Here is a 24,610-nt window from a genome sequence, read left to right as displayed (position 1 = left end):
AACGAACGGCCGGCGACACCGCGACGAGTTGAACCGCGAGACGAGCCGAGCGCGATGGGCGGGCACAAGGACAAAATCCGAAGAGACGACGAAGCGAGGGGATGACTATGACAGCGAAGAACGCCTTTTACGCGCAATCGGGCGGCGTCACGGCCGTGATCAACGCCTCGGCCTGCGGTGTGATCGAAACGGCGCGCCGCCACCCGGACCAGATCGCCAAGGTTTACGCCGGACGCCACGGCATCATCGGCGCCTTGACCGAGGACCTGATCGACACGAGCCAGGAGTCCGATGCCGCGATCGCGGCGCTCCGCCATACGCCGTCCGGGGCCTTCGGGTCGTGCCGCTACAAATTGAAGAGCCTCGAGGCGAATCGCCGCGAGTACGAGCGACTGATCGAGGTCTTCAAGGCCCACGACATCGGCTACTTCTTCTACAACGGCGGCGGCGATTCGGCCGACACCTGTTACAAGGTCTCCCAGCTTTCCGAGGCCATGGGCTTCCCGATCCAGGCGATCCATGTCCCCAAGACCGTCGATAACGACCTGCCGATCACCGACAACTGCCCCGGGTTCGGCTCGGTCGCCAAGTACATCGCGACCTCGACGCTGGAAGCCTCGTTCGACGTGCGCTCGATGGCCAAGACCTCGACCAAGCTCTTCGTCCTCGAGGTCATGGGCCGGCATGCCGGCTGGATCGCCGCCGCCGGGGGCCTGGTCGAGGATCACGGGATCCCGGTCGTGATCCTGTTCCCGGAGATCGAGTTCGATCAGCAGCGCTTCCTCGCCCGCGTCAAGGAACTGGTCGAACGGCATGACTACTGCACTGTCGTGGTCTCCGAGGGGGCCAAGCATCCCGACGGCCGGTTCCTGGCCGAACAGGGTACCCGCGACGCCTTCGGTCACGCCCAGCTCGGTGGTGCCGCGCCGGTCGTCGCGAACCTGGTCAAGGAGGCCCTCGGTTACAAGTTCCACTGGGCGGTCGCCGACTACCTGCAACGGGCCGCGCGGCATCTGGCCTCGCGCACCGATGTCGAGCAGGCCTACGCGGTCGGCCGGGCCGCCGTCGAGTTCGCGCTCGCGGGTCACAATGCGATCATGCCGACGATCCGGCGGGTCAGTCAGCAGCCCTATGCGTGGGAAATCGGCGAGGCGCCACTGGCCGAGGTCGCGAATGTCGAGAAGTTCATGCCGCGCGACTTCATCTCGGCCGATGGATTCGGGATCACCTCGGTCTGCAAGGACTATCTGTTGCCCTTGATACAGGGCGAGGATTTTCCCCCGTTCGAGAACGGCCTGCCGAAATATGTGACGCTCGAGAACGCACCGGTCCCGAAGAAGCTCGACACGCCATTCGAGTTGTGAAAGCCCACCGCCGGCCCACCAGATCCTGGGCCGGCGGTTTTCGTTGGGGCGGCGCGCTGAGCGATGGCCCTGACCGAAATGACCGAACCCTGCCCTGGGATCCCGCCGACCGGCCTGAGGGCCGATAGGTACCCTGTTTGCCCGTGGCCTGGATCGGTACCGACAGTGGATCACCCGTTGTTACCCGATGCCACCTGGCATCCTTAAGTTCGACGACAGGAGAGGAGTGGAATAGATGACATTTGCCGGTATTTTCTTTGCCTTGCTCTGTGGCCTCGGGGCCATCGGGTATGGCATCTGGTCGACCAAATGGATCCTGGCCTTGCCGGACGGGACCCCGCGCATGCGCGAGATCGCCGCAGCGATTCAAGAGGGCGCTCAGGCCTATCTCAACCGCCAGTACCTGACGATCGGTCTGGTCGGTGTGGTGATGACCGTGATCCTCTGGTTCTTGCTCGGCTGGGAGGTCTCGATCGGCTTCGTGCTCGGCGCAGTCCTCTCCGGGGCAGCGGGCTACATCGGCATGCACATCTCGGTGCGTTCGAACGTCCGCACCGCCGAGGCAGCCAAGGACGGTCTGAACGCCGCGTTGCAGGTCGCCTTCCGGGGTGGCGCGATCACGGGGCTGTTGGTCGTCGGCCTCGGCCTCCTCGGCGTGGCCGGCTACTATGCGTTCCTGACGGCGATGGGGGTCGAAGAAAAGGCGATCCTGCACGCGCTGATCGGCCTCGGGTTCGGCGGCTCGCTGATCTCGATCTTCGCGCGACTGGGCGGCGGCATCTTCACGAAGGGCGCCGATGTCGGCGCGGACTTGGTCGGCAAGGTCGAGGCCGGGATCCCCGAGGACGATCCACGCAATCCGGCGGTCATCGCCGACAACGTCGGCGACAATGTCGGCGATTGTGCCGGCATGGCGGCCGACCTGTTCGAGACCTATGCCGTGACCGTGGTCGCGACCATGCTGCTCGGCTGGCTGATGCTGCAAACGACCGACGCGGTCGTGTTCCCGCTCGTGCTCGGCGGCGTCTCGATCCTGGCCTCGATCGTCGGGACCTTCTTCGTCAAGCTTGAAGAAGGCGACACGAAGATCATGAAGGCCCTGTACAAGGGTTTGATCGTCGCCGGCGGCCTGGCCGCGATCCTGTTCATCCCGGTCACCTTGATGTTCCTGCCGGCGACCGTGCTGATCGACGGTGCCGAATACAGCCGGTGGGGCGTCTATGGTGCCGCGCTGATCGGTCTGGTGTTGACCGCCGCGATGGTCGTCATCACCGAATACTACACCTCGACCGATTTCCGCCCGGTGCGCCACATCGCCGAGGCCTCTCAAACGGGTCACGCGACCAACATCATCGCCGGCATCGGCGTCGGCATGAAGGCCACCGCTGCACCCGTGCTGATGGTCTGTGCCGCGATCTGGGGCGCTTACGAGCTCGCGGGCCTCTACGGCATCGCGATCGCCGCCACGGCGATGCTGTCGATGACCGGCATCATCGTCGCGCTCGACGCCTACGGCCCGATCACCGACAACGCCGGCGGCATCGCCGAGATGGCTGGCCTCGACGACAAGATCCGCGGCATCACGGATCCGCTCGACGCGGTCGGCAATACGACCAAGGCGGTCACCAAGGGCTACGCGATCGGTTCGGCAGGTCTCGCCGCACTGGTGCTATTCGCCGACTACACCCATGGCCTCGATGCCGCCGGCCGGCTGGTCTCGTTCGACCTGTCCGATCCAGCGGTGCTGATCGGCCTCTTCATCGGCGGCTTGATCCCGTTCCTGTTCGCTGCGCTGGCGATGGAGGCCGTCGGCCGCGCCGCGGGTGGCATCGTCACCGAGGTGCGCCGGCAGTTCCGCGAGATGCCCGGCATCATGGACGGTACGCAGAAGCCCGACTACTCGAAGGCCGTCGACATGCTGACGAAGGGCGCGATCAAGGAGATGGTGATCCCGTCGCTGCTGCCGGTCCTCGCTCCAGTCGTCGTCGCCTTCGGCATGGCCTTCCTGATGGGTCCGGACGCCGGCATCAAGGCCCTCGGCGGCCTGCTGATCGGGACCATCGTGACCGGTCTCTTCGTCGCCATCTCGATGACCGCCGGCGGCGGCGCCTGGGACAACGCGAAGAAGTACATCGAGGATGGCAATCTCGGCGGCAAAGGGTCGGAGGCCCACAAGGCGGCCGTCACCGGTGATACCGTCGGCGACCCCTACAAGGACACCGCCGGTCCGGCGATCAACCCGTTGATCAAGATCATCAACATCGTCGCCCTGCTGATCGTACCGCTGGTCGTTACCCTGTAATCTGACCATCGGTCACCGGTCCGTCGACATTCGATGACGGACCGCATCAACCCAGGGGCGTCCCGAATCGCGCGGGACGCCCCTACCTTTTGGTAGGTCGACGCCCGATGCCGGGCCGTGACCACCCTACTTCCTCATCCAAGCAACGAGGACCTGTATGGACCTGAGTCGAGTTACACGGGGACGCGATGTCCCCAACGAGATCAACGTGATCATCGAGATCCCGTCCCACTCCGAGCCGGTCAAGTACGAGATGGACAAGGCCACCGGGGCGATGTTCGTCGACCGTTTCATGTCGACGGCGATGCACTACCCCTGCAACTACGGCTATGTTCCGCACACCTTGTCCCCCGATGGCGATCCGGTCGACGTCATGGTGGTCACGCCCTATCCGCTGATCCCGGGCTCGGTGATCCAGTGTCGGCCGATCGGCGTGCTCAAGATGACGGACGAGTCGGGCGATGACGCGAAGATCCTTGCACTCCCGATCGATCGCCTGTTCAAGGGCTACCGCCAGGTCGAGAGTTTCCGCGACATGCCGGTCCACCTGCTCGATCAGATCGCCCACTTCTTCGAGCACTACAAGGACCTCGACGAGGGGAAATGGGTCCGGGTGCAGGGATGGGGAGGCCGCGACGAAGCGCGCGACGAGATCATGCGCAGCGTCCAGATGTTCGACGAGGCGCCAGAGAAACCGGCCTTTTGACGAAAGGCATGCGCGCTGGAAACCCACGGCCCCTGGTCGGGCTTGGGTGCCGGAACGGTTTTTGGAAGGCCCCGATGATGGCCGACGAGACCGGATCGCCCCGGCGTTCCGGCCAGGGCGAACGGCGCGCCGCCAATCGATGCGGCTACACGAGTTTCTCGAAGATGCGGAAGCCGGCGACCCAGGTCCCGATCGCCGATCCCAGCGTCGCGAACATGAAGACCAGCAGGACGCGCGATACCCGATTGCGCCACCACCCGGTGAAATGGCTGACCTCCGAGCGCAGGCGACTGAAATCCCCAACGCTGGGGCGGCGCAACGACAACTCGACACCTGCCGCCACCAAGCCGACCCCGATCGTCGGGTTCAGCGACGTCAAGGGGGCCGCGAAGAAGCTGGCGGCCGCGGTCGCAGGGTGGCCACCCGCCAGGATGGCACCAATCCCAGCCAAGGTGCCATTGATCAGCACCCATTCGATGACCATCTCCCAGCCGAGACTGGGATTGCGCATGAAACCGATCGTAAAACCAGCGAGGATCACGAGCACGATGATCCATGGCAGCCGCCTCGGCCACGGGCTCGGGGACGGCACCTGCTCCAGGGCCTGCACGGACTCGGCCGGGGGCGCCGCGTCGGGCGCGCGCAGATGCCGCGCCACGCCCTCCAGGTGACCGGCGCCGACGACCGCGAGCACGCGCCGATAACCGTGCTCGGCGATTTCGGCACGGAGCCTGGCCGCCATGTAGTGGTCCCGCTCTTCGATCAATGGGACATAGAGATCCTGGCGGTCTTCGGCCAGCTCGGCGAAGGTGGTCTCCAGGACGTCCCCCTCCTTGAGTCGCTCGATCTCCTCTTCGGTGATCTGCTCGCGCGAGACCATGGCGATCAAGAGCCCGACGAACAGCGTGTAGCGGCGCCACCAGCCCATGTTCCCGGATAAGCGGCGCAAGGTGACGCCGACCTCGCGATCGATCAACAGCAACGACAGGTCCTGTTCCTTCGCCAGTCGCACAGCCATCCGTTGCTCGGCCCCCGGTTCGATCCCGAATTGATCGGCGAGGCGCTGCTGATAGGCCGACAGCGCGAGGCTCGCGACGACCATATAGACCCGCCCCTCGCGGATCACCGAGAAAAGATCCATCCGCGACAACGCAGCCGGATCCATCAGCGCATTGTAGCGACTTCGACACAGTTCGACGGCCACCGCATCGTATTGTCCCTGCTCGAGCAACGCGCGGACCATGTTCGCGCTCGCGCGCGAGACATGGGCCGTGCCGAGCAAGGTGATCTCGGCCCCGTTCAAGGTAAGATCGATGCGCGGCTCCTGGGCATCGGTTGGCAGGGTCGAGGATTCAGGCATCGCGTAGGCTCCGTGAAAAAGGCCAATGATAGCGCGCCCTGGCTCCCCGCCGCAGGGTCTCCAACCCATCTTCATATGGAAGAACCGCACCGCCGCTGATGCTGGGGCCACCTTCGAGCATGATCTGCGCGACACACGATGAGTACGTCCTGGTAGGCTCGGCAGCGAGATCCCTTACGCCGGCACCATGCCAATCATTTCCTGAGCACCCGTAAAACGTTTCGTCGTTTCGCTTTCTCCACACCGCCCATATCCACCTCGACAGTCCGCTCAAGAGGTTGGCGCGCTCCGGGGGCGCCGCGGTCGAGCGCATCTGGTCCGCGTCCCGCGAGGCCCTGGACAATCTGGTATCGCTCGCTATCGACGAGGGAGCGGACTTTTGCGTCATCGCCGGCGATCTCGACGACGGGGACTGGCGGGAGTCCCGAAGCCGCGGAGGCAACATGCAGAGCGCATCCCACACGCCGTCAAGCCATTTGAGGGCGCAGTCGTGCCCGGCGGACCAACGGGGAGTCGGGCACGGCGGCGACCGCAGGGCGAACCCGGGCACAACAGGCCGTCGCCAAGGACCGAGTCCTCGCGGCGGCAGGATGCCGCCGCGAGGTATCACGAGGGACACGCGACTCTTCGGTGCCCAGACAGGGGATCCTGAACCGGCGCCTGCTGCGTCAAGGCGATCAACCCAGTGAAGGATTTGCGCATGTCCACCGGACGGCCGTGGACGAAGGCCCGCACGCGCCCTTCCGGAAAGAACATCACCCGCGCCTCAGGCGCAGCACCACACCCGCGCCGAGATCCAGTTCCAGATCCCAGGACGGTTCATCCGGGCGCGGCGCCGACAACACACCCAGATCGAGAAACGCTGTCGCCGATGACCCATTGTCCGACGCCACCGGTACCATCGCACGCAGTCGCTTGCGCCACAGATAAAAGCTCGCGGTGCTGATCCCCTCCGCCGCGCAAAACGCCACCGTGCTCAGCCGGCTGCGCTCGGCGCGCTCAAGAAGGGCCTGCCATTCCGCGCGGCTGCGCCGCACCCCGTGTTCGCCGTAGCCATCGTGGTCTCGTGTCGTGATCCGAGACAGGGACCATTGTCCGCCTCCCCCGCGCCCAGAGCAGAACGCCAGCCGTGTGCAGGTAACCGGGACACGGCGCTCGGTGGTCATGCCAACTACGTCCCGACCAGCCCCTCCAGGCGGGCCTCGCTCGAGCCGTTATCGTGTATCAATGGCGAGCGCTCGATCCTTAGATCCGGCCAAGATCGCGCGAGGAATGCTTCGCGATGCCCCTCCTTAGACCTAAGAGCGAGGTGTCGGGCCAATTTGACCTAGAGACGCAGCCGGCAGCCCAAATGGCCGGGTGCATGATCGAAAGCAGAGACGACGATCGCGAACCGGCTCGCGGGGGCGGCTCAGCCGCTCACAGTTGCCGCGCTCGACGACAATCTGGCGTATCGAGGTTTCTTCATCAGGCGGCTCCGCGCCGCTGCAGGACGACGACAACCGTCTTGAGCAGAATCCGAATATCCGTGAGCAGAGTCCAATGTCGAGCGTATTGGAGATCGAGGCGGACCATGTCATCAAAGGTAACAGCACCCCTGCCCTCGACTTGCCAGAACCCCGTTATCCCAGGCTTCACCTCCAGAATGCGCCTAAGATGCCAGGCGCTGTAACTTTCTACCTCATAGGGGATAGGCGGACGTGGGCCCACAAGGCTCATGTCGCCTTTCAAAACGTTAAACAGTTGAGGCAGCTCGTCGATGCTGGATTTTCGAAGGAAACGCCCAACAGGCGTAATCCGGGGGTCTGCCTCCATTTTGAACCAGGCTTTCCTCTCACAGCTCGCTTCATCCTTCTCACCCTTAGCCATCAGGGCTTCCACGTGCTTACGATGCAAGCTTTGGTCAGCATCGGCTCTCATCGAGCGAAACTTGAGGAACGTAAAGGGTCTCCCATCTTTGCCGAGACGAACCTGCCGGAAAATAACTGGCCCTCGCGACGTAGCCTTGATGACTATGGCAGTCGTGAGCATGACCGGCGAAAGTAGAAGGATGGCGGTCAATGACCCGAATAGATCCAATAGTCGCTTGACAAGAAGCTGCGACCTTGGCACAAGTTTCGGATCAGCATCGATGAATCGCGGCTGATCGAGCTTGGACCAAGGCGATTCTCCCAAGGAGAACGCCGATTCAGAATAAGATAGCAGCTGGAATTCGAGCGACGGCCCAGTCTCTTCCGTCGTCTCTTTCAACTTAATTCGGTCAATGCACTCCCTCGCCGCATGTTCATCAGTGTCTAGAAGTAGGAGTGCGAGCCGGTTGTGCGCATACCAACCGAGCAAATCCGTCTCACGGATATGATTCTGGAGTCTTCCGGACAACTCAAAAAGGGCGTCTGGGCACTCGCGCAGGGCCTTGTCGATAGAAACGAGTACCATGCAAACCTTGGCGTTTGTGCGTATCGCTCGAAGCTGCTCACGTCTCGCCGTCTCCAGAAATAGGCTTCTTGGCAGCAGACGCGGCTTCACCTTTCCCGACCAGGCCAGGACGCAATGGCGGGTCGGGTAGACGGAGGAGCCTGAGCTCGCTTCGCCTGATAACTCCTCGACACCGCCACCCTTGTCTAGGTGTAACCCCTCGTCAACGATTGATTCATTGCTTTGGCGGTCAATTTCCGATGTGGGCATCTGAACAGTTGTGCGCTGCACAGCGATTCTCCAGTCTCCAGGTATTAATTTCGGCAGCGGCGCAAATCCGCGGAGGAATGCCGAAACGGGTAAAGTACTGGTCCCCGTGGCAACCCGTAAGGCGGCGATTGTCGGTAGACCACCAGGCGTGTCAAGCGTACCTCTGTCAAGCTCCGACTCCTCGTTGACAGGCCTGTCGGCGTTCCTCGACCAGAATTCGAAGAGCCGGACCTCGGCAGCCCTCTCGTACATGAAACAACGAGCGCCCCTTGCGGACTACCACCCCATGCGAACCTCGGCTCCAGTGGCTCGCGAACGCTTGGCGGCTCGGGCCTCGCACCCTGCGGTGTCCCTTCGTCTCCCAGCCCCCGGTTCGTTCCAGCGCAATTTCAGTGCCGGCCCCAGGAAAATTCGGGTACCTAGCCTCGTAACCCGTTGCCTCCTCGGGCGCCAAGGCAATCGCCGGCGTAGGGAGCCGAACCGCTTCCCGCCCCTACACTTCCCTCTCAGAACCAAGAAATACAGAACAATCACTTAGACCGAACGTTGGCAATACCCGATTGCACTTGATCTACTGCCAGATTATAGGGGCTAGCACGCACAATCCGAACGCCCATCAGACGAAATGCGGAGAAAGTCCGAACAACGGGCTCAGACGCTGAAGCAGACCTGAATTTTCGAGTAGAACATGACGAACCGTCGCGCCCTGTCACCCGTTGCGTGAGTCAGAAAATGACCAAATCCTAGCATTATCTCGCTGTTTAGGCGCGATATTTATCCAACCGGTTGCCATTTAGATCACGAATTCAAGATGAAACCATATTCAGACTTTTTCTTACCATAATAACAGCATCTCTTCGCGGATTTTCGGGAATTTTTCCGCCCCCAGGAAGAAAGTGTTGTGCTACGCGAATAACTTCAAATCCTTGCCGTTGAAAGAATGAAATTTCCCTGTGATTATTTTCGACGGCGACACACGCTCCCCTGGCGCCATTTTCGGAGACTGTTTTCCGAAAAGGAATGTTTATCATTGCGCGCGCAAGTGAAAATGTCCTTTCCGAAGGATCCAAGGAAAGCCGCGCGGCAAAAATAAAATCCCCATATGGATGGTGAGAGAGAAAAGACCCATCCTCGGTGATTTCTTCCCAGGAGGACATTTTCTGTAAGCGAGATTCTTGGACGCGAAGAAGCGAGAGAATCGCTGAAAGTTTTCTATCCTTGAGCGTCAAGAATTGCAAATCTGGACAGATGTGCATATGGCTGAAAAAATTGGAAACTCTGAATCGATGATACTCTGGAATTAGATTCGAGTTCTTTTCCCACGTTTTTTTATCCAAATACGCTAAAGAAAGAAGAAATTCTCTTATTCTCTTTTGATCGGGCTCTTCTTCGAGAAAGTTCTTCATAGTAAAGAATTGGAACAGTCGCGCCTTTTGCATTTAGGCATCTCCGCTTTGTACGTTGAAGAATTTATCAAAATCCTAACCCGGCCAAGTTGGAACCAAACAGGGGCACATGGACTATCGTTTACCTGATTCCGTGAGCCAAATGGCCTGCCATTAGAGACAATGCGCTACAGAACAACAGGCTGAAGGCAAAATCGGCGCATTCTTAGACTCACCCGGCAGGTGCTGCGTTGCGCCGTTTCATGATCACGGAATCCGAGGCCGATGCGGCCACGGTCTCGCCGTTGCGCCGCGATGCCTCATGCGACGATCCTCTTGAGCTATATCGCCCTGCTGTGTCTGGGCAAGAGTGACTTCGAGGCCATCCTGGGGTTCCGGGAAGACCCCTATTCTCGCGAAGCGATCGGGTTGGATCGCGTGCCCTCGGAGGCCATCCTGCGCCAGCGCATGGATGCCCATGCCGCAGCCTGCCGGGGTGCGGTGGAGGCGGCCGCGATCGCGTTTCTGCGCCGCAGCGGTGCGCGGATCACGCCGCTGGACAATAGCTTGGTGCCGCTCGATTGCGATGTCACACCCTTCGACAACTCCCAATCGAAGAAGGAAGGGGTCTCGCGCACCGACAAGGGCGAGGACGGCTACGCTCCGATGGCCGCTTATCTGAGCCAGGAGGGTTACTGCCTGGAGCTGGAGCTGCGTGTGGGCAGTCAACACTGTCAGAACGGCACGCCTGAGTTTCTCCAGCGTGTCATCGGGCCCGCCCGGCCGTTGAGCGCAGCACCGTTGCTGCTGCGTCTGGACAGCGGCAACGATGCCATCGAGAACATCGCCGTGGTCGAGACGCACAACGAGCAGGATGAGGAAGCCGCCCCGATCCACTACCTGATCAAATGGAACCCGCGCCGGGAAAGCCCTGAGAAATGGCTGGCCGATGCCGAGGTGCACGGGGACTGGAGCGAGCCCCGCCCGGGCAGGCGAGCCGCCCTCTCCGAGGTGCGCGAGACGCGGACCCATGCCGGTTACGACTGCTCCCTGCGACGAGTCATGCGGATCACCAAGCGTACCATCGACCAGCGCGGCCAGCGCCTGCTGGTCCCCGAGATCGAGATCGAAGGCTGGTGGACGAGCCTGGAGTACGAGGAGGAGACGATCATCGCCCTGTACGCCGATCATGGGACCTCGGAGCAGTTCCACAGCGAGTTCGAGAGCGATCTCGACATCGAGCGCCGGCCCTCGGGCAAGTTCGCCACCAACGCGCTGGTCCTCGCCTGCGCCTTGCTCGCCTACAACATCCTGCGCTGGATCGGGCGGAACGGCCTGCTCGGCCCAGACGCCCCGCCGCGCCATCGCGCCAAGCGGCGGCGCCTGCGCACCCTGATGCAGGAGCTGATGTACCGGGCCGCGCGGCTGATCTACACCGCCCGCCAGATCAAGCTCGCCTTCGGCTGCCCCGTGGTGAACGTGTTTCGGCGCCTCTACACGCAACTGGCTGGCCCATGAATCCGGTCGCGGCCGGTGTATTCACCTCCGCGCTTTGGTGCCGCGGTATTCTATTGGCTGGTTCCGGCAGATTCTCACGTTCGAGCGGTCTCGCGAAGTAATTCGGCGCCGCGGCGCTTCCATTCGCAGCTTGTTCGCCACGCTGAAGTGAACTCCGCTATAGCGATCTGCCGACCGCACACCCTTGCGTCATTCACGTCACGGATTCGGGTTAATGGCATTGTCGGGGAGCCAGGTGACGGTCCCGTCCGTCACCCGGCTATCCCATTGGTGGGCCGCGCCGAAAGGCCCTAGGGCGTATTCCATTAATCGTGTATCCTAATGATTGGAGCCGGAATTTCCGTCGGGGAAGGCGTTAGTCCTGCCTGCGTAAGCGGGTGCGGGTAAGGGTAAGGAGTATATCCGGGCTTGGCTATCCCACGGTAAAAGTCGCGATTCTCCAAATAAAAGTTAGTCCAAGTGAGTCCGCACGGATTGCCCCAATTCCAACCGCCAACCTGTCCGTCCGTCGGGCCTGTGTTGCTCCATATGTAGATTGGATCTAACACATAGCTTGAACCGTTATGCCCTTGGCCAAGTTGTCTTGGGACAGGGTACCTAACATTTGCGCAGCTGCCCTGCGGCCTGTGATCTTCAGCTCCCCGGATGGTGAACCTAAATTCCTGTCGGTCACCCCACCAGGAACTCCGTATATCAGGAATGATATTATTAAAGATGACCCCTGTTCCGCCACGAATCCAGATAGCCCATCCCTGATTAGATAGGTCGTCCTGTGAAGGGCTGCCCTTCGGGCCATCATAGATCCAGATGTTATTGTAGACTTCCCAATGCCTTACACCTACCGACGAGCTTGCATAACCATGCGAGTTAAATGAGGAGTTAGTGAGGGTATTGTAACGATAAACGACGCGCGTCGCATCGTCTGCGTCAATCCCTTGATTGGTGCCCCCATGAAAGGTGTTGTTCTCGATGTAGTGATTGAGTATTCCGTTAGTATCCCTGGTGCCCATGGTATCCGCGGTTCCCCAGGAGTTTTCCGTATCACGGGAGTCTTTTGGTTGAATAAAAGAGTCATCCCATCCACCTGAAAACGAATTGCCAGCTATAATCACGCCGCCGGCAACATCCAAGAAGAATAGGCCGCTGTTGCTGATGGTGAAGGCGTTGTTCTGGAAAATCACAGGCTGTGCGTTTCTCCACGACCCATTGATTGAGAAACCTTTGCTTGCGTTGCCGCCTCCAGACTTGGAAAACGAAAAGTCTGAGATACGAATGACGCCTCCTGACTGCTTGGTGACGGTATTTCCGGAAATCGTAATATTTGTTCTTCCAACGCCCGCCCCCTTGAGGTAAATAGGCTTGGAGATGGAAAGTCCCGACCAACTGCATGTGCCTTGCGGCACTAATACCGTATCGCCATTCGTGGCGGAAGAAATTGCTGCGGAGACGTGGGACTGGGAGCAGCTCGAAGCGTTTATCGTCGCCCCAGTCGATGCTTCAGGAAGGCATGCAATCGCAGTAAGAAAAGCCAGAGGCAGGAGTTGAAAGGGTTTTTGGTGGATCATCGTGTTTCTCTCGAGTGTCTGTGCTAAGGATACGGTTGTAAGAGTCGCGGACCAAGTAGCGTGGAACGCCGCTGACGGCGGGCATCCGAGCGATAGATGCTTAAGTGACACGAAGTCGTCGGTACGCAGAGTTGTCGCTGAGCATCAGGTAATTACGTCTTGTATCGCCTTCGCTGTCCAATCGGAGACGCTGCAAGCGATTCGCAAATAGATTGTGATACGTTGAGTGCACGCCGACTGAACATGAAGCGGTTCTCCTCTTGCAGATAGCTGAAGAAGGCCTTCCTTGGGACGTCAGGGCCATGATGCAGACAGCGCCCCGGCTTTCGGGGTTTCCACGGTCAATAGCATAGGTGCACTCGGCGCTTTTATATGGGACAAACGTCACACTCCGGCGGCCTATCGGATGTGAGATCGGCTGCGTAGGGTTGCCAAGCAGGCTGATGACCAAGGTTCGCCGGGTGCACTGCGTGGAAAGTTGAGCCCGTGCTTTTGCAGTCGGTATCAGCCATATCATTACCCACATCTCGCCTGCCCGTGGTCGCCAGGCGGCGCAGGCGCCTGATCGGCCGCACTAGGCAGCCATACAGATCGTAGGCAGGCGGCGCCGTAACCCCTGATGTGGCGAAACTGCTAGACTTGAGGGTAATGTTATGGGTATCAACATAGTGTGCGTTTTTTCTTATGGCGCTAAGTGTCTCCAGAGCGATCTAAGTCGATTTCGTCGCCATGCTGGGTCTGTCGCGGCAAAACATGGTTGTTGCACGGCGCCGAGGAGCCCCTCCGTCTTAAGATTGCTCCCGTGGAGCGCACTTACATTCTCGCCACAAGCACCCGCTTCAACTCTTTTGCGATACCACCGCTTCTAAGCGAGAACCGGGTGATTTACTGTATACGAAGATTTTTCGGTGCAGGCAGGGATGGCTGCATGGATATGGGGCCGATGTAACTCGTCGCGACGACAACATTGTCATACCATTTATCATTTATCTGAGTTGACCTTTGCCCACCGTTTTCCAGTTGAATCTCATCGAGTCTCACGCTGGTTGAATCACGGAACCGAATGTTCTGCCAATCGGCGATGAGAGTGCCATCCTGCCACACGGCAACGCGCCCATCTCGCTGCCCGACCGTGTTGAGTTGAACCATTAACTCGAAACAAATCCACTGGCCACGGGGGGGTATTGTCTCCGGTCGCGCGACGAAGTGTGGACCGAACTTTCCGTCGGGCCCATCTCCATTGGTCGTGCGGCCGCTTGGATACCAGTTCTCACCATAATTGTCCTTCTGTTCTGGATGGTACACATAGATATGTGTCTTGCCCGGCGATCCTTCTCCGTAGTCTACCTGTTGAAGCTCAACCAACATAAAATTTCTGCCATTCGGCTTGGTTCCCGGTCCAGTATAGTTTGCGCTGATTCTTAAACCGTTATGCGCAGAATTTATTCCAGCGTAATTTGGGGCGAATTTTGTATAGGCGCGGAGAAACAGCGTATCGCGACCCGGATTGATTGTCTTGACGATGGCATTAGATACTTCAGACCCAGTGCTGGGCATCCTGAGTCGAATCGACTTGGCGCCAGTTGCATATTGGGATGTATCCAATAGAATATTGCTGTTCTGAAAGAAGTTGCTCCAATTGCCTGAGCTAGTTAGCTGGGAGTTTGATGTGTATGAATCGAACCCATCGAAAAATAGGACGGCGGGATCGTTCGTTATATTGACGTCGCCGACGTAACGGCTGGCTATGCCGGTGTCGCCCGCGGGCAAAGTCGGTGGCGCAGCCGCAGACGGTCCGGCAAGGGCGAGAAGTAAGGCGGCGGCGAGGACAGTTTGTCTCAACACTGGCATGATCTCCTGGACGGGAAGAGTAAAGAAAGAGTGGCAGTCGCTAGGCAGCGCTCATGTGCGATTCGATGCCCAGCGAGAGAAGCGGTTGTTGAGGCAGTCTCTTGGCATTACGTTAACTTTCACGGCGGGGGCTCATATTAACCTCACCTTCGCTTGAAATCGCTCGACCGGGGCCTGTTATCTGGCAGTCGGCTTTGTATTTCGCTCTAAGGTGATCACCTGCGGGCGGCTTCATGCCAAGCGCCGCGAGAGCGATCCCTGCGCACGCGGTTAGATCGTGGCGTCCTCCGTGCGCACGATCTAACCTTACCCGTCGATTCGGCTACTGATCCGCGACGCCGAACAGGACGTAGCCGACTGCCTCATCGGCATACGCTGCGCCGTGCTCCTTTTGGATCCAGACATCGACTGCCATGAGGTCCTTGTTGCGCCAACGCAAGTGGGCAGCCTCGTTCTCGTTGGCTGTCTGCATGTTAGCGAGGAGCATTGGTGGTGCGGCCAAGGGGTACTGATAGAATAGCGTCAGGCCGCTGTCGGTGACCTGCTCCGCGCGTGCCACCTCGAAGGCTACACCATCCAGGACACCGGTGGCGGGCTCCCAGGCAATGTAGTCGACGCGCTCGGCGAGGCGTTCTTGTGCGCTCCCCTCCTGCTCCATCAGGCCAACCTCGAAGCGCCACCGAGTGATTCGTCGAACGCGCGCGGCGATCGCGTCGCCCGCGTTCTCGCTCGTCACCGTCGTCAGCACCACCGGCGCCTCGGCGAAGCGCCTCTCGAAAGAGATTGACGTGAAGGCGCTCGTCATGTCGCTCTCCAAGCGCCCCGCCTCGACCCAAGTGCCGCTTGGCAGCTGATGACGGCCACGCTCCATGACCAGGTAGCCGAGGGTTCCCTGGGCGTGCGTGCCATCGAGCAGATGATCCCACTTCTGGACCCGCGCCCAGAAGCCCGTCGGGCCGATGTCGCGGACGCGCACCACTACCGGGTCGGGATCAGAGTCACTGAGTGGCCCGGCGATCACGATCGGATCGGTGTACTCGCCCTGGAAGCTGACCCACAGCCAGGCATTGTCGAGCTGGATCTCGCCAACCTCCATCGGCAGCGAACTGAGCGGCAGGGGCGGCGAGCTGGCGGTATCCTCAACACCGTCAGGTTCGGCAGTGGTGACCAAGGGGGTCGCCGTCGTCATCGACTTCGCCAAACTGGTGGATGCTGGCGGCGCCGTCGTAAACACTGGCTCGACCCAGGCGTTGGAGTCGTTATAGGCGCTATTGGGGAAGCCCGAGCCATAGCGATAGACACCGTTGCCGCCGACTGCGCTGCTGCGTGGTGCGGTCAGGGGCCCATTCGTTACGCCGCGGCTGGAGAAGTAGCCCTCATCGAGGGCGTAGCCGCCGTTGGGTGCATGATAGGACACCACATAGATGGTGTTGGCCTGGATCGCGACCGGGGTCGCGAAGTTAACTTGCTGCCAACCCGAGGCCGTCTCGTTCGTGAAGGTCGCCTCGGCCAGCTTGGTGCCGGTGCTGCTCCACAGGCGCCCGACATGGGTTCCGGTGTTGCGGCTGCCCTTGTAGAAGCGCACACCGCAGACATAGCCGCTGGAAGCCGCGCTGAATTTGACGCCCACCTCGATCGCGCTGGTGTCAGAAGCCGATGCCACGGCGGGCGTAGTTGCTGCCGACCATAGGGTGTCGCCCGTGCACCCGGCCGCCGCCATCGTAATCGTGACCCCCGCACTGCGACTCGCCGACACGTTACCGGCGGCGTCCTTTGCCCAGGCATAGAGCGTCTTGCTACCCGCGCTCGCGAAGGTGTAGGACGCCGGCTTCGTTGTCGTCCAACCAGAGGCCGTCGCTGCCGGTTTGGTGGGCGATTCGTTCACCAGGTACCCAGTGACCCCGACGTTGTCTGTCGCAGTAAACGTGGTGATCGGCACGGTCAGCGTGCTCGCCGTCGCAGGTACAGTAAAGGCCGTCACCGTCGGGGCCGTGGTGTCGGTTGGTGGAGGGGGCGTCGACGCCGTCGTAAACACTGGCTCGACCCAGGCGTTGGAGTCGTTATAGGCGCTATTGGGGAAGCCCGAGCCATGGCGATAGACACCGTTGCCGCCGACTGCGCTGCTGCGTGGTGCGGTCAGGGGCCCATTCGTTACGCCGCGGCTGGAGAAGTAGCCCTCATCGAGGGCGTAGCCGCCGTTGGGTGCATGATAGGACACCACATAGATGGTGTTGGCCTGGATCGCGACCGGGGTCGCGAAGTTAACTTGCTGCCAACCCGAGGCCGTCTCGTTCGTGAAGGTCGCCTCGGCCAGCTTGGTGCCGGTGCTGCTCCACAGGCGCCCGACATGGGTTCCGGTGTTGCGGCTGCCCTTGTAGAAGCGCACACCGCAGACATAGCCGCTGGAAGCCGCGCTGAATTTGACGCCCACCTCGATCGCGCTGGTGTCAGAAGCCGATGCCACGGCGGGCGTAGTTGCTGCCGACCATAGGGTGTCGCCCGTGCACCCGGCCGCCGCCATCGTAATCGTGACCCCCGCACTGCGACTCGCCGACACGTTACCGGCGGCGTCCTTTGCCCAGGCATAGAGCGTCTTGCTACCCGCGCTCGCGAAGGTGTAGGACGCCGGCTTCGTTGTCGTCCAACCAGAGGCCGTCGCTGCCGGTTTGGTGGGCGATTCGTTCACCAGGTACCCAGTGACCCCGACGTTGTCTGTCGCAGTAAACGTGGTGATCGGCACGGTCAGCGTGCTCGCCGTCGCAGGTACAGTAAAGGCCGTCACCGTCGGGGCCGTGGTGTCTGACGACCCCGTGGAGATGGTTTTGCTCACCGGTTCCGAGAACGCGCTACAAAGCGCCTTGTTCGAATCACAGGCCCTGACGGCGAAGAAATAGGTTCCGGGGTCTAGATTCGCGGTTGTAACGGTTTGGGTCGCATCAGCAGTTGCGGCTTTCGAGACCAACGATCCGCCGGTCTGATAGGTGTTCTGGTTCGTGCCGTACCGCAATTCGTAGAGGGCCACGCGAGCGTCGTTGACCCGGTCCCACGCGAGCGACACAGTCGCCGCTTGGACAGCGCCGGCCGGCGCGAGCGTCGACACCAATAGGGCGGCGAGCGGTATGAGAAGCCGCCTCCCGTAGAGACGCCGATAGGCAGTTCTTATGCTGGGGATTTTCATGATTCGTTCACCTGTTGGTTGCCAACAGCCGACCACGCTGGCACCAATAGGCGCTGCGAGCCGGCAACCCTGCTGCCGTATCCCGAGAAGAAGAGCGGGGACTTAGGCCAGTGGTTTTGCGTCGCGCCCTTTCGGAACGCTTTGCCTTTTTCGGAGCAAGCGAGGGAGAAGATAGGCGTCTTCACGACAGGATGCTGTGAACTTAGTCGCATCGCTAAGTTTGAGTCCTTGCCGAGAACGCCTGAAAACAAGCGTATAAGCTGATGCTTATGCATATAGAGTACTGGATAGTCGTTCGAAGAATGCATTGGCGGCCGCTCATATGCGGGAAAATTGACTCTTGGAGTGGACGCAGTCCTTGCTGTGACGCTTGCGTTTGACCCTCACCCCTTGTCACCTCGCTGCTCTCTGCTTAAGGGACTGTCTCGAATCCCGGGTCCCCTTTACGGCTTGACCGTCTGTCGCGGGGATCACGCAGTTCGTCTGCCACGAAGCCATGCCCTATTTAAATTGCAATTCAACTCCCAAATAATCTTAAGGTTAAGGTCGCGAGGTTCTAGCATGTTTCGTGCCACGCTCCGGCGGATCCGCGGAGTACCAGCGCAAAGCGACTGGACAGTCGTGCTGGAAATGGGCAGACGAGGTATCCCCATGACGATGCGGCTGGGGTTTCCTGTCGTTTGCAGGTGACGCTCCGTTCTGCTCGATTGCTTCAGGAGTCTGTTCTGTGTGGTTTTTTTGGTGTCGCCGAACGGCGACGGCCCGTTCTGGGCTTTTCTGCTCGTGCGCTTGGGTCCCGACCTACCGGTCGACGAACGGCATCAGGAAGGCCAGCGTCGCCAGACGAGCGACGGACGGTAGGCTAAGGAGCCATCGTCAATAGGGGCGCATGACCTCGATGAGTGCTCGGTTCAGGCGGCCTCCCGTTGCCCCTTCGGCAGGTCTTCGGTCACCGGAATCTCGTCGCTGTAACGCGCCCCATCGACCTGCCCCCATTCAGTGACCCTAGGCGCGGATTCGCTCCGCTTCGACTCGCTGTGTCCAGACTCGCGGGTGTCACGCCTCGACGTCTGCGGGGACGGGCGTGGCCTTTGCGTGCGGATGATCTGCTTCAGCGGGAACCTGATATCAGCTGGCAAGAACACAACTCGGGCGGGAGCCGAGAATAAAAATCAAAGAGGGTTTGCGCCGAGCGGTGGATTGCCTCAATCGTTTGCGCCCTAGTCGCCCGGCGTGCGCTTAGCGGTTACGCGGCACATAGGCGCGAATAGGCTAAGGCGGGCTACTTGACGATTGCTGCGGTGCGGAGCGGGCGCTGACACGCCCCGCGCCACAAAGACGCGAAAGCCAGCCGGCAAGACGGTGGTGCAAGGGATGATGCGCTTAGTCTTTGGTTATGTGCGCAGACACCGCGTCTGCCACTGGTATCCCGCCCGACATGGCCGCGTCCGACGGGTTAAAGCGCCCGATCGTCGTCTGCGCGGCGCCAAGTCGCTTTCCTGGTCGGCGTTTGTGGTATCCTGCCAAGGCATCTTTCGTGCGCCTGACATCTTGATGTCGGAACTTCGAACGAGGCTCGCAGTCGGTCAGGCGCGGAACCTCTTCATTCATCTACCAAGCATCCTGCCATGGAAACATCACCAACCTATCTTGCGCGCCCACCTCGCCGAGGCTGCGTGGCACGGGCGGGTTTAGTCGCACGTGGTCTTTTGGCTGCAACCATGCTGGGCTGCTCGGCCATGGCGCTGGCGACGGAGTTGGCGGACGGCTACGGGCTCCAACCAGGTGACATCATCCGCATTAGCATCTGGGGCGAGCAAGAACTAGATCAGGCTGTGCTGGTTCGGCCTGACGGCGGGATCTCCTTCCCGCTTGTTGGCGACGTCGAGGCGAAGGGGAAGACCATCGATGAAGTCACGCGGACCATCGCCGAACGGCTTGCCCAATTCGTTCCGAGCCCCGTCGTCACGGTCAGCCTTCAACAGACGGAGGGCAACCGCATCTTCGTGACAGGACGCGTGAACCAGCCTGGCGTGCTCTTGATCAACCGGCCCATTGACATCATGCAAGCGATTGCGATGGCTGGCGGTCTAACCCCGTTCGCCGTCCGCAGCGACATCAAGGTGCTGCGCCGCGAGGGCGATGATGTCCGCGTCATCCCCTTCGACTACAAAGCGGTCGAGCGAGGCAGGGCGTTGGAGCAGAACGTCATCTTGCGGGCCGGGGATACGCTCGTCGTGCCATGATTTCGGGCATCTCGGCTCCCAACGGGTGCACTATTTTGGGCGGTGCTCGACGCCGCGCGCTGACCGGGGCGCTCGCTTGGCCGGCCCACCTCGGTGCCATCGTCTCGGTGGCGTTCGCTATGGTCGCCGCGCCGCCTTTAACAGCCGCACAGACCACCTGGCACATGCAGCCGGCCGTCAGCCTGGGGCTCGGCTACGACGACAATGTGACACTCGATCCAGATGACCCGATCAGCTCTTTCGGTGCAAGCCTCAGTGCCGCGGTGCGCGGTGAGCGCGCGACCGAGAATGCTGCCATGGGCCTGCGCGCCGGGCTGAATCTGGACATTTACTTCGATGAGCGCGACTTGGATACCTTCGCTGGCCTGATCGGCTGGGATGCGACGCGCTTCTCCGAGCGCAGCCGCTGGCGGCTCGATACAAGGCTCAGCACCGAATCGACCCTGACGAGCGAGACCGCCACGACCGGCGTGACCGGGCTCAACGAGCAGCAGCTCCAGATCGCGGTCGAGCCGTCCTGGGCCTACCGCCTTTCGGAACGAGCGATAGTCGACGTGAGCGCCGGCTTTGAGGGCACCTTCTACGAAGACTCGGGCGATCTTGGGCTGAACGACTATTACACCGGCACCCTGTCTTTGGGCGGCGACTACCGGCTCAGCGAGCGGGCCGGGACTACCGCCACGTTCTCCTACGAACGCTACGACGCCAGAGGAATCGCGAGCGAGGCCGAGACCCTCGGGGCGCTGTTTGGTGGCGATTATCAGCTCTCCCAGACGACGGCGCTGGGAGCTCTCGCCGGCGTGCGCCGCACCGAGGTGACCCGGTCCGCGGCGCCAAACGGTTTGCGGGTCACCGAGGATAGCACTGGACCCACCTATTCCGTTTGGCTAGGGAAACAGCTTGCGCGCGGTGGCAGCTTTCAACTGGAGGCGCTTCGCGAGGTAACACCCAGCGGCACCGCCGAGGTACTCGACACTACCAGCCTAGCCTTTTGGCTTAGCTATCCGTTCAGCGAGCGTTGGGGCCTTGACCTCCGCCTGCAGGGGTATCGCAATCGCGACCCCAGTGGCGAGGCGAGCACCTCGGACCGCAAGTACGCCGACGGCGATCTGACGCTGTCCTACGCGCTGAGCGAGGCTTGGCGCCTGACCCTCGGATACCGCTACCGGTGGCAAGAGTACGACGAGCTGTCTCGCAGCGCCGAAGGGAATACGGTAACGTTGACGCTCGCGTGGACCGGTCGCGCACCCGAGGGTGCCCCCGGCGGATGGGCGCCCCGCCCCGGCCAAGCCGGGCGCAATCTGCCTCGGTCTCCAGATAGCCGGCTCGGAATCCAGACGCAACTCGACGCGGCGATGTGGCAGTAACACACGTGAGAGCTGAGCTGGTTTGGCGCGCGCAGCATGCGGTCTGTCCCATGGCGACGTCCCCTTCTTAATGAATACAGACAATAGGTCGGTCAATGATTGCTGATGATGTGCAGCTTGGCGAGGGAGTAGTCATCTACCATAAGGATCTCGTCAATTTGTATGGCTGCAGCGTGGGAGCTGGCACCAGGATTGGCACATTTGTAGAAATCCAAAAGGGTGTGGAGATAGGGGAACACTGCAAGATTTCGAGCCATACCTTCATTTGCGAGGGTGTATGCATTGAAAGCGGGGTATTTGTTGGGCACAGCGTTGTCTTCATAAATGATGTCTACCCGGGGGCCGTCAATGCAAGCGGGGAGCTTCAGACAGAGCTGGATTGGTCCGTGGTTCCAACCCGGGTGAAGACCCAGGCGTCGATCGGCAGCAACGCGACCGTTCTCTGCGGGCTCACGATTGGCAAGGGGGCCTTGGTTGGCGCCGGGGCGGTTGTGACGAAGGACGTTCCGGATTACGCGATCGTGGCCGGCGTGCCCGCCCGTGTGATTGGTGATGTCCGAACGAAGAAGGGATCTTAGAGGCGCGATACGGAACTGAACCTGATGGAAGAAAGGATTGAGATGGAGCGGCCCCTGACGCTAGAGGACTACCTCCGGATTGCCCGCCGGCGACTTCCCTATGCTTTGGCGACCTTCCTCGTGCTCGTGGTCGCAGCGGTGTCTGTCGTGCTGCTGCTGCCATCTGTCTACCGATCCACGGGAACAGTCGCGGTCGAGTCGCAGCAAATTCCTCCCGATCTGGTACGTTCCACCGTACCGGGTAGCGCTGATGAGCGCATCGGCTTCACCAAGCAGATCGTGATGACCGATGCCAGGCTTGAGGAGATAATTCGTAAGTTCGATCTCTATCCAAAGGAGGTGGCGGCGTGGCCCATGTCCAAGGTGCTCCGCAAGCTGCGCAAGAACATCCAAGTGACAGCTGTGCGCGATCCCTATGCGTCGCGTGCGACCATCGCCTTCACCGTCTCGTTCGACCACTTGGATCCCGTGGTCGCGCGCGACGTGGCAACCGAGTTGGTGGACCTCTTCCTCGCCGAGAACGCCCGAACACGGAGCGTCCGAGCCACTGAAACCGCCGCTTTCCTCAGGCAGGAGACGGAGCGCTTGAGCGATCTAGCTCGCTCGCTCGATCGGCAAGTGGCCGAGTTCAAGAAGAAGAATAGTGACGCCCTTCCGGAGCACTTGGACCTCAAGGTCAGCATGCTCCAGAAGGTGGACTTCGATCTCCGGGCGGTCCAGCGAGACATTGCTGCCGCCGAGCAGGAAAGGCGCTTTATGGAGACCCAGCTCGGCACCCTGGGGGTGCGGTTGCCCGTCCGCCAAGATGCGGCGGCATCCTCCGAGCTGACACCAGCGGAGCGGCTGCAGGTGTTCAAGTCCGACCTCGCACGTGCCTCGGCCTTGTACACGGAGGCTCATCCAGATGTCGCCCGCTTGAAGCGCCTGATCGCCAACACGGAGGCGGAACTGGCGAGGCCGGGCAGAGGAACGGCGAGCGCCGACCGGACGTCACCCCGGGATCCAGAGCGAGAGCAGATCGAGGCTAAGATTGCGTCTACCGACACGCGGCTTGCCTCCCTACGCGACCAGGAGGCGGAACTCAACGCACGCATGTCGACCCTGCAGGCACAGATTCTGAGGACGCCGGAGGTAGAGCAGGGGCTCCGCCAGATCAGCTTCGACTACGAGGCTGCATCAAGGGAACACGCCGAGATCCGCGCGAAGCTCCAGCAGGCGGAGTTGGCTGAGAATCTCGAGTCCCAGCAGATGGCCGAGCGTTTCATCCTGCTGCAGCCGCCGGCAGTTCCAGTGAGCCCCGAGCGGCCAAACCGGCTCCAGTTCTTGGCTCTCGCCGTCGTCGTCGCCCTGGGCGGCGGGGTGGCGATCGCTGTTGCCGCGGAGATGCTGGACAATCGGGTGCAGGATCCGCAGATGCTAAGTGCCGTGCTTGGGGAGCGCCCATTCGCGGTGCTTCCCGACATCGCGCGTGCCGGGGAGCGACATGGTCAGATTGCCTCGATATCCGGACGATGGCTAGCATTCGGCGCCGTGTTAGGGACCTCGGTCCTGATTGGGATTCAGTATGTCGAGTCGATCCGGGGTGTGCTTCGGCACTTTTACTACTGATTTCGGCGGTTGACGCGCGTCGACTCCGCGCCGAGACCGCCTCGATCCGTTGATGGTTGGTGAGGCAAGATACGATGGACCTGATTCTCCGTGCCATGGCCAAGTCAAAGGCAGAAGCTGCCCCCAACCACAATCATGTGGCGGACGAAGGCCACGTGATCGGCTTCGACCGGGCGCCACGACTCATCACCCGTGATACAAGTGTCATCGAGCTGAATCCGAAGACCCTCGAGGCCAATCGGATCATCGCCTGGAACAAGCAGGACCCCCGAACGCCTGCCTTCGACATCCTCCGCACGAAGGTCGTCAGGAAGATGGAGTCGCGTGGATGGACCACCCTGGCCATCACCTCGGCAACCGAGGCCTGCGGCAAGACGACGGTCGCAATCAATTTGGCCTTCAGTCTTGCCCACCAGATGCCATCAGAGGTCGTTCTTGTGGACTTCGATCTCAGGCGGCCGCAGATTGGCGCTTACTTGGGTATCGAGTCGGAGGAAGGTCTCGCCAGTTTCCTCGAGGGGCGTGATCCTCTTGAGACCCATATGGTCGCGGCTGGTGGTGCCCAGCTGCGCGCAGTGATCAGCCGTGGGACGCGCCGGAATGCGAGCGAGCTTCTAGTAAAGGCTCACATAGATCAGCTCATCGGCAATCTGCCCGGTGAGCGAGCCAGCCGGATCGGCATCTTCGATCTGCCACCTTTGCTGGCCACCGACGACGCCTTGGCAATCCTGCCTCGAATCGATTGTGCCCTGGTAGTCGTGGGCGAAAGGATGACCAGAAAAGGGGACATCAGCGCAGCCCTCAACCTCTTGAGCGGCACGAATCTGCTCGGGGTCGTTCTCAATCGGTCTCGTGCCAAGCTGCGCGCTTACTATTGAAATCGGCCACAAGGGCCGA

General features: G+C 60.9%; 16 protein-coding genes and 1 riboswitch. Of the genes, 9 read left to right on the top strand and 7 right to left on the bottom strand.

The window, feature by feature from the left end; all coding sequences use genetic code 11:
• The first annotated feature begins 107 nt into the window (after positions 1 to 107).
• The 3 genes from ABC977_RS08965 (at position 108) to ppa (ending at position 4,372) form a co-directional block, all read left to right on the top strand.
• A complete protein-coding gene (locus tag ABC977_RS08965) occupies positions 108 to 1,364 on the top strand; it encodes a 6-phosphofructokinase (RefSeq protein ID WP_369666964.1) in 1,257 nt (418 codons plus the stop codon).
• Between the two features lie 235 nt (positions 1,365 to 1,599).
• Entirely contained in the window at positions 1,600 to 3,666 is a 2,067-nt protein-coding gene (locus tag ABC977_RS08960; RefSeq protein WP_369666911.1) for a sodium-translocating pyrophosphatase, read from the top strand.
• Positions 3,667 to 3,823: 157 nt separating this feature from the next.
• Entirely contained in the window at positions 3,824 to 4,372 is a 549-nt protein-coding gene (gene ppa / locus ABC977_RS08955) for an inorganic diphosphatase (protein ID WP_369666910.1), read from the top strand.
• Between the two features lie 145 nt (positions 4,373 to 4,517).
• Here ppa and ABC977_RS08950 read toward each other — a convergent pair whose 3' ends face one another.
• The 4 genes from ABC977_RS08950 to ABC977_RS08935 all read right to left on the bottom strand — a co-directional run bounded on the left by ABC977_RS08950 (position 4,518) and on the right by ABC977_RS08935 (position 9,856).
• Complete coding sequence (locus tag ABC977_RS08950; RefSeq protein ID WP_369666909.1) at positions 4,518 to 5,732, bottom strand: TraB/GumN family protein; 1,215 nt, start codon at positions 5,730 to 5,732, stop codon at positions 4,518 to 4,520.
• A 755-nt stretch (positions 5,733 to 6,487) separates the two neighbouring features.
• Positions 6,488 to 6,898, bottom strand: coding sequence for an IS66 family insertion sequence element accessory protein TnpA (gene tnpA, locus ABC977_RS08945; RefSeq protein ID WP_369666908.1), 411 nt, complete (start codon positions 6,896 to 6,898; stop codon positions 6,488 to 6,490).
• A gap of 301 nt (positions 6,899 to 7,199) precedes the next feature.
• Positions 7,200 to 8,438: an exopolysaccharide biosynthesis polyprenyl glycosylphosphotransferase gene (locus ABC977_RS08940; protein ID WP_369666907.1), complete on the bottom strand. Its 1,239-nt coding sequence runs from the start codon at positions 8,436 to 8,438 to the stop codon at positions 7,200 to 7,202.
• 785 nt (positions 8,439 to 9,223) lie between these two features.
• The gene (locus ABC977_RS08935) at positions 9,224 to 9,856 is read right to left on the bottom strand and encodes a hypothetical protein (protein WP_369666906.1); all 633 of its coding nucleotides are present in this window, start codon (positions 9,854 to 9,856) and stop codon (positions 9,224 to 9,226) included.
• 231 nt (positions 9,857 to 10,087) lie between these two features.
• Between ABC977_RS08935 and ABC977_RS08930 the strand changes: the two genes are divergently transcribed.
• Positions 10,088 to 11,320, top strand: a complete 1,233-nt coding sequence (locus ABC977_RS08930; protein ID WP_369666905.1) for an IS1380 family transposase — start codon at positions 10,088 to 10,090, stop codon at positions 11,318 to 11,320.
• A 305-nt stretch (positions 11,321 to 11,625) separates the two neighbouring features.
• Here ABC977_RS08930 and ABC977_RS08925 read toward each other — a convergent pair whose 3' ends face one another.
• The 3 genes from ABC977_RS08925 to ABC977_RS08915 form a co-directional block, all read right to left on the bottom strand.
• The gene (locus ABC977_RS08925) at positions 11,626 to 12,885 is read right to left on the bottom strand and encodes a right-handed parallel beta-helix repeat-containing protein (RefSeq protein WP_369666904.1); all 1,260 of its coding nucleotides are present in this window, start codon (positions 12,883 to 12,885) and stop codon (positions 11,626 to 11,628) included.
• An 885-nt stretch (positions 12,886 to 13,770) separates the two neighbouring features.
• On the bottom strand, positions 13,771 to 14,730 hold the full coding sequence (locus ABC977_RS08920) for a polysaccharide lyase (RefSeq protein WP_369666903.1): 960 nt from the start codon (positions 14,728 to 14,730) through the stop codon (positions 13,771 to 13,773).
• A 328-nt stretch (positions 14,731 to 15,058) separates the two neighbouring features.
• Positions 15,059 to 17,914 (bottom strand): DUF4082 domain-containing protein, encoded by a 2,856-nt coding sequence (locus tag ABC977_RS08915; protein WP_369666902.1) that lies wholly within the window; start codon positions 17,912 to 17,914, stop codon positions 15,059 to 15,061.
• Between the two features lie 59 nt (positions 17,915 to 17,973).
• Positions 17,974 to 18,070, bottom strand: a riboswitch (cyclic di-GMP riboswitch).
• Positions 18,071 to 19,623: 1,553 nt separating this feature from the next.
• Between ABC977_RS08915 and ABC977_RS08910 the strand changes: the two genes are divergently transcribed.
• The 5 genes from ABC977_RS08910 to ABC977_RS08890 all read left to right on the top strand — a co-directional run bounded on the left by ABC977_RS08910 (position 19,624) and on the right by ABC977_RS08890 (position 24,591).
• On the top strand, positions 19,624 to 20,160 hold the full coding sequence (locus ABC977_RS08910; protein WP_369666901.1) for a polysaccharide biosynthesis/export family protein: 537 nt from the start codon (positions 19,624 to 19,626) through the stop codon (positions 20,158 to 20,160).
• A gap of 35 nt (positions 20,161 to 20,195) precedes the next feature.
• Positions 20,196 to 21,527, top strand: a complete 1,332-nt coding sequence (locus tag ABC977_RS08905; RefSeq protein WP_369666900.1) for a hypothetical protein — start codon at positions 20,196 to 20,198, stop codon at positions 21,525 to 21,527.
• A 95-nt stretch (positions 21,528 to 21,622) separates the two neighbouring features.
• The gene (locus ABC977_RS08900; protein WP_369666899.1) at positions 21,623 to 22,105 is read left to right on the top strand and encodes an acyltransferase; all 483 of its coding nucleotides are present in this window, start codon (positions 21,623 to 21,625) and stop codon (positions 22,103 to 22,105) included.
• A gap of 42 nt (positions 22,106 to 22,147) precedes the next feature.
• Positions 22,148 to 23,713: a GumC family protein gene (locus tag ABC977_RS08895; protein WP_369666898.1), complete on the top strand. Its 1,566-nt coding sequence runs from the start codon at positions 22,148 to 22,150 to the stop codon at positions 23,711 to 23,713.
• Positions 23,714 to 23,787: 74 nt separating this feature from the next.
• Entirely contained in the window at positions 23,788 to 24,591 is an 804-nt protein-coding gene (locus tag ABC977_RS08890; RefSeq protein ID WP_369666897.1) for a CpsD/CapB family tyrosine-protein kinase, read from the top strand.
• Positions 24,592 to 24,610 lie beyond the last annotated feature (19 nt).

It is taken from the genome of Thioalkalicoccus limnaeus (genome assembly GCF_041197575.1).
Classification (GTDB): domain Bacteria; phylum Pseudomonadota; class Gammaproteobacteria; order Chromatiales; family Chromatiaceae; genus Thioalkalicoccus; species Thioalkalicoccus limnaeus.
The sequence above is the reverse complement of the archived record's forward strand: the minus strand, read 5'-3'. Positions and strand labels throughout refer to the sequence as shown.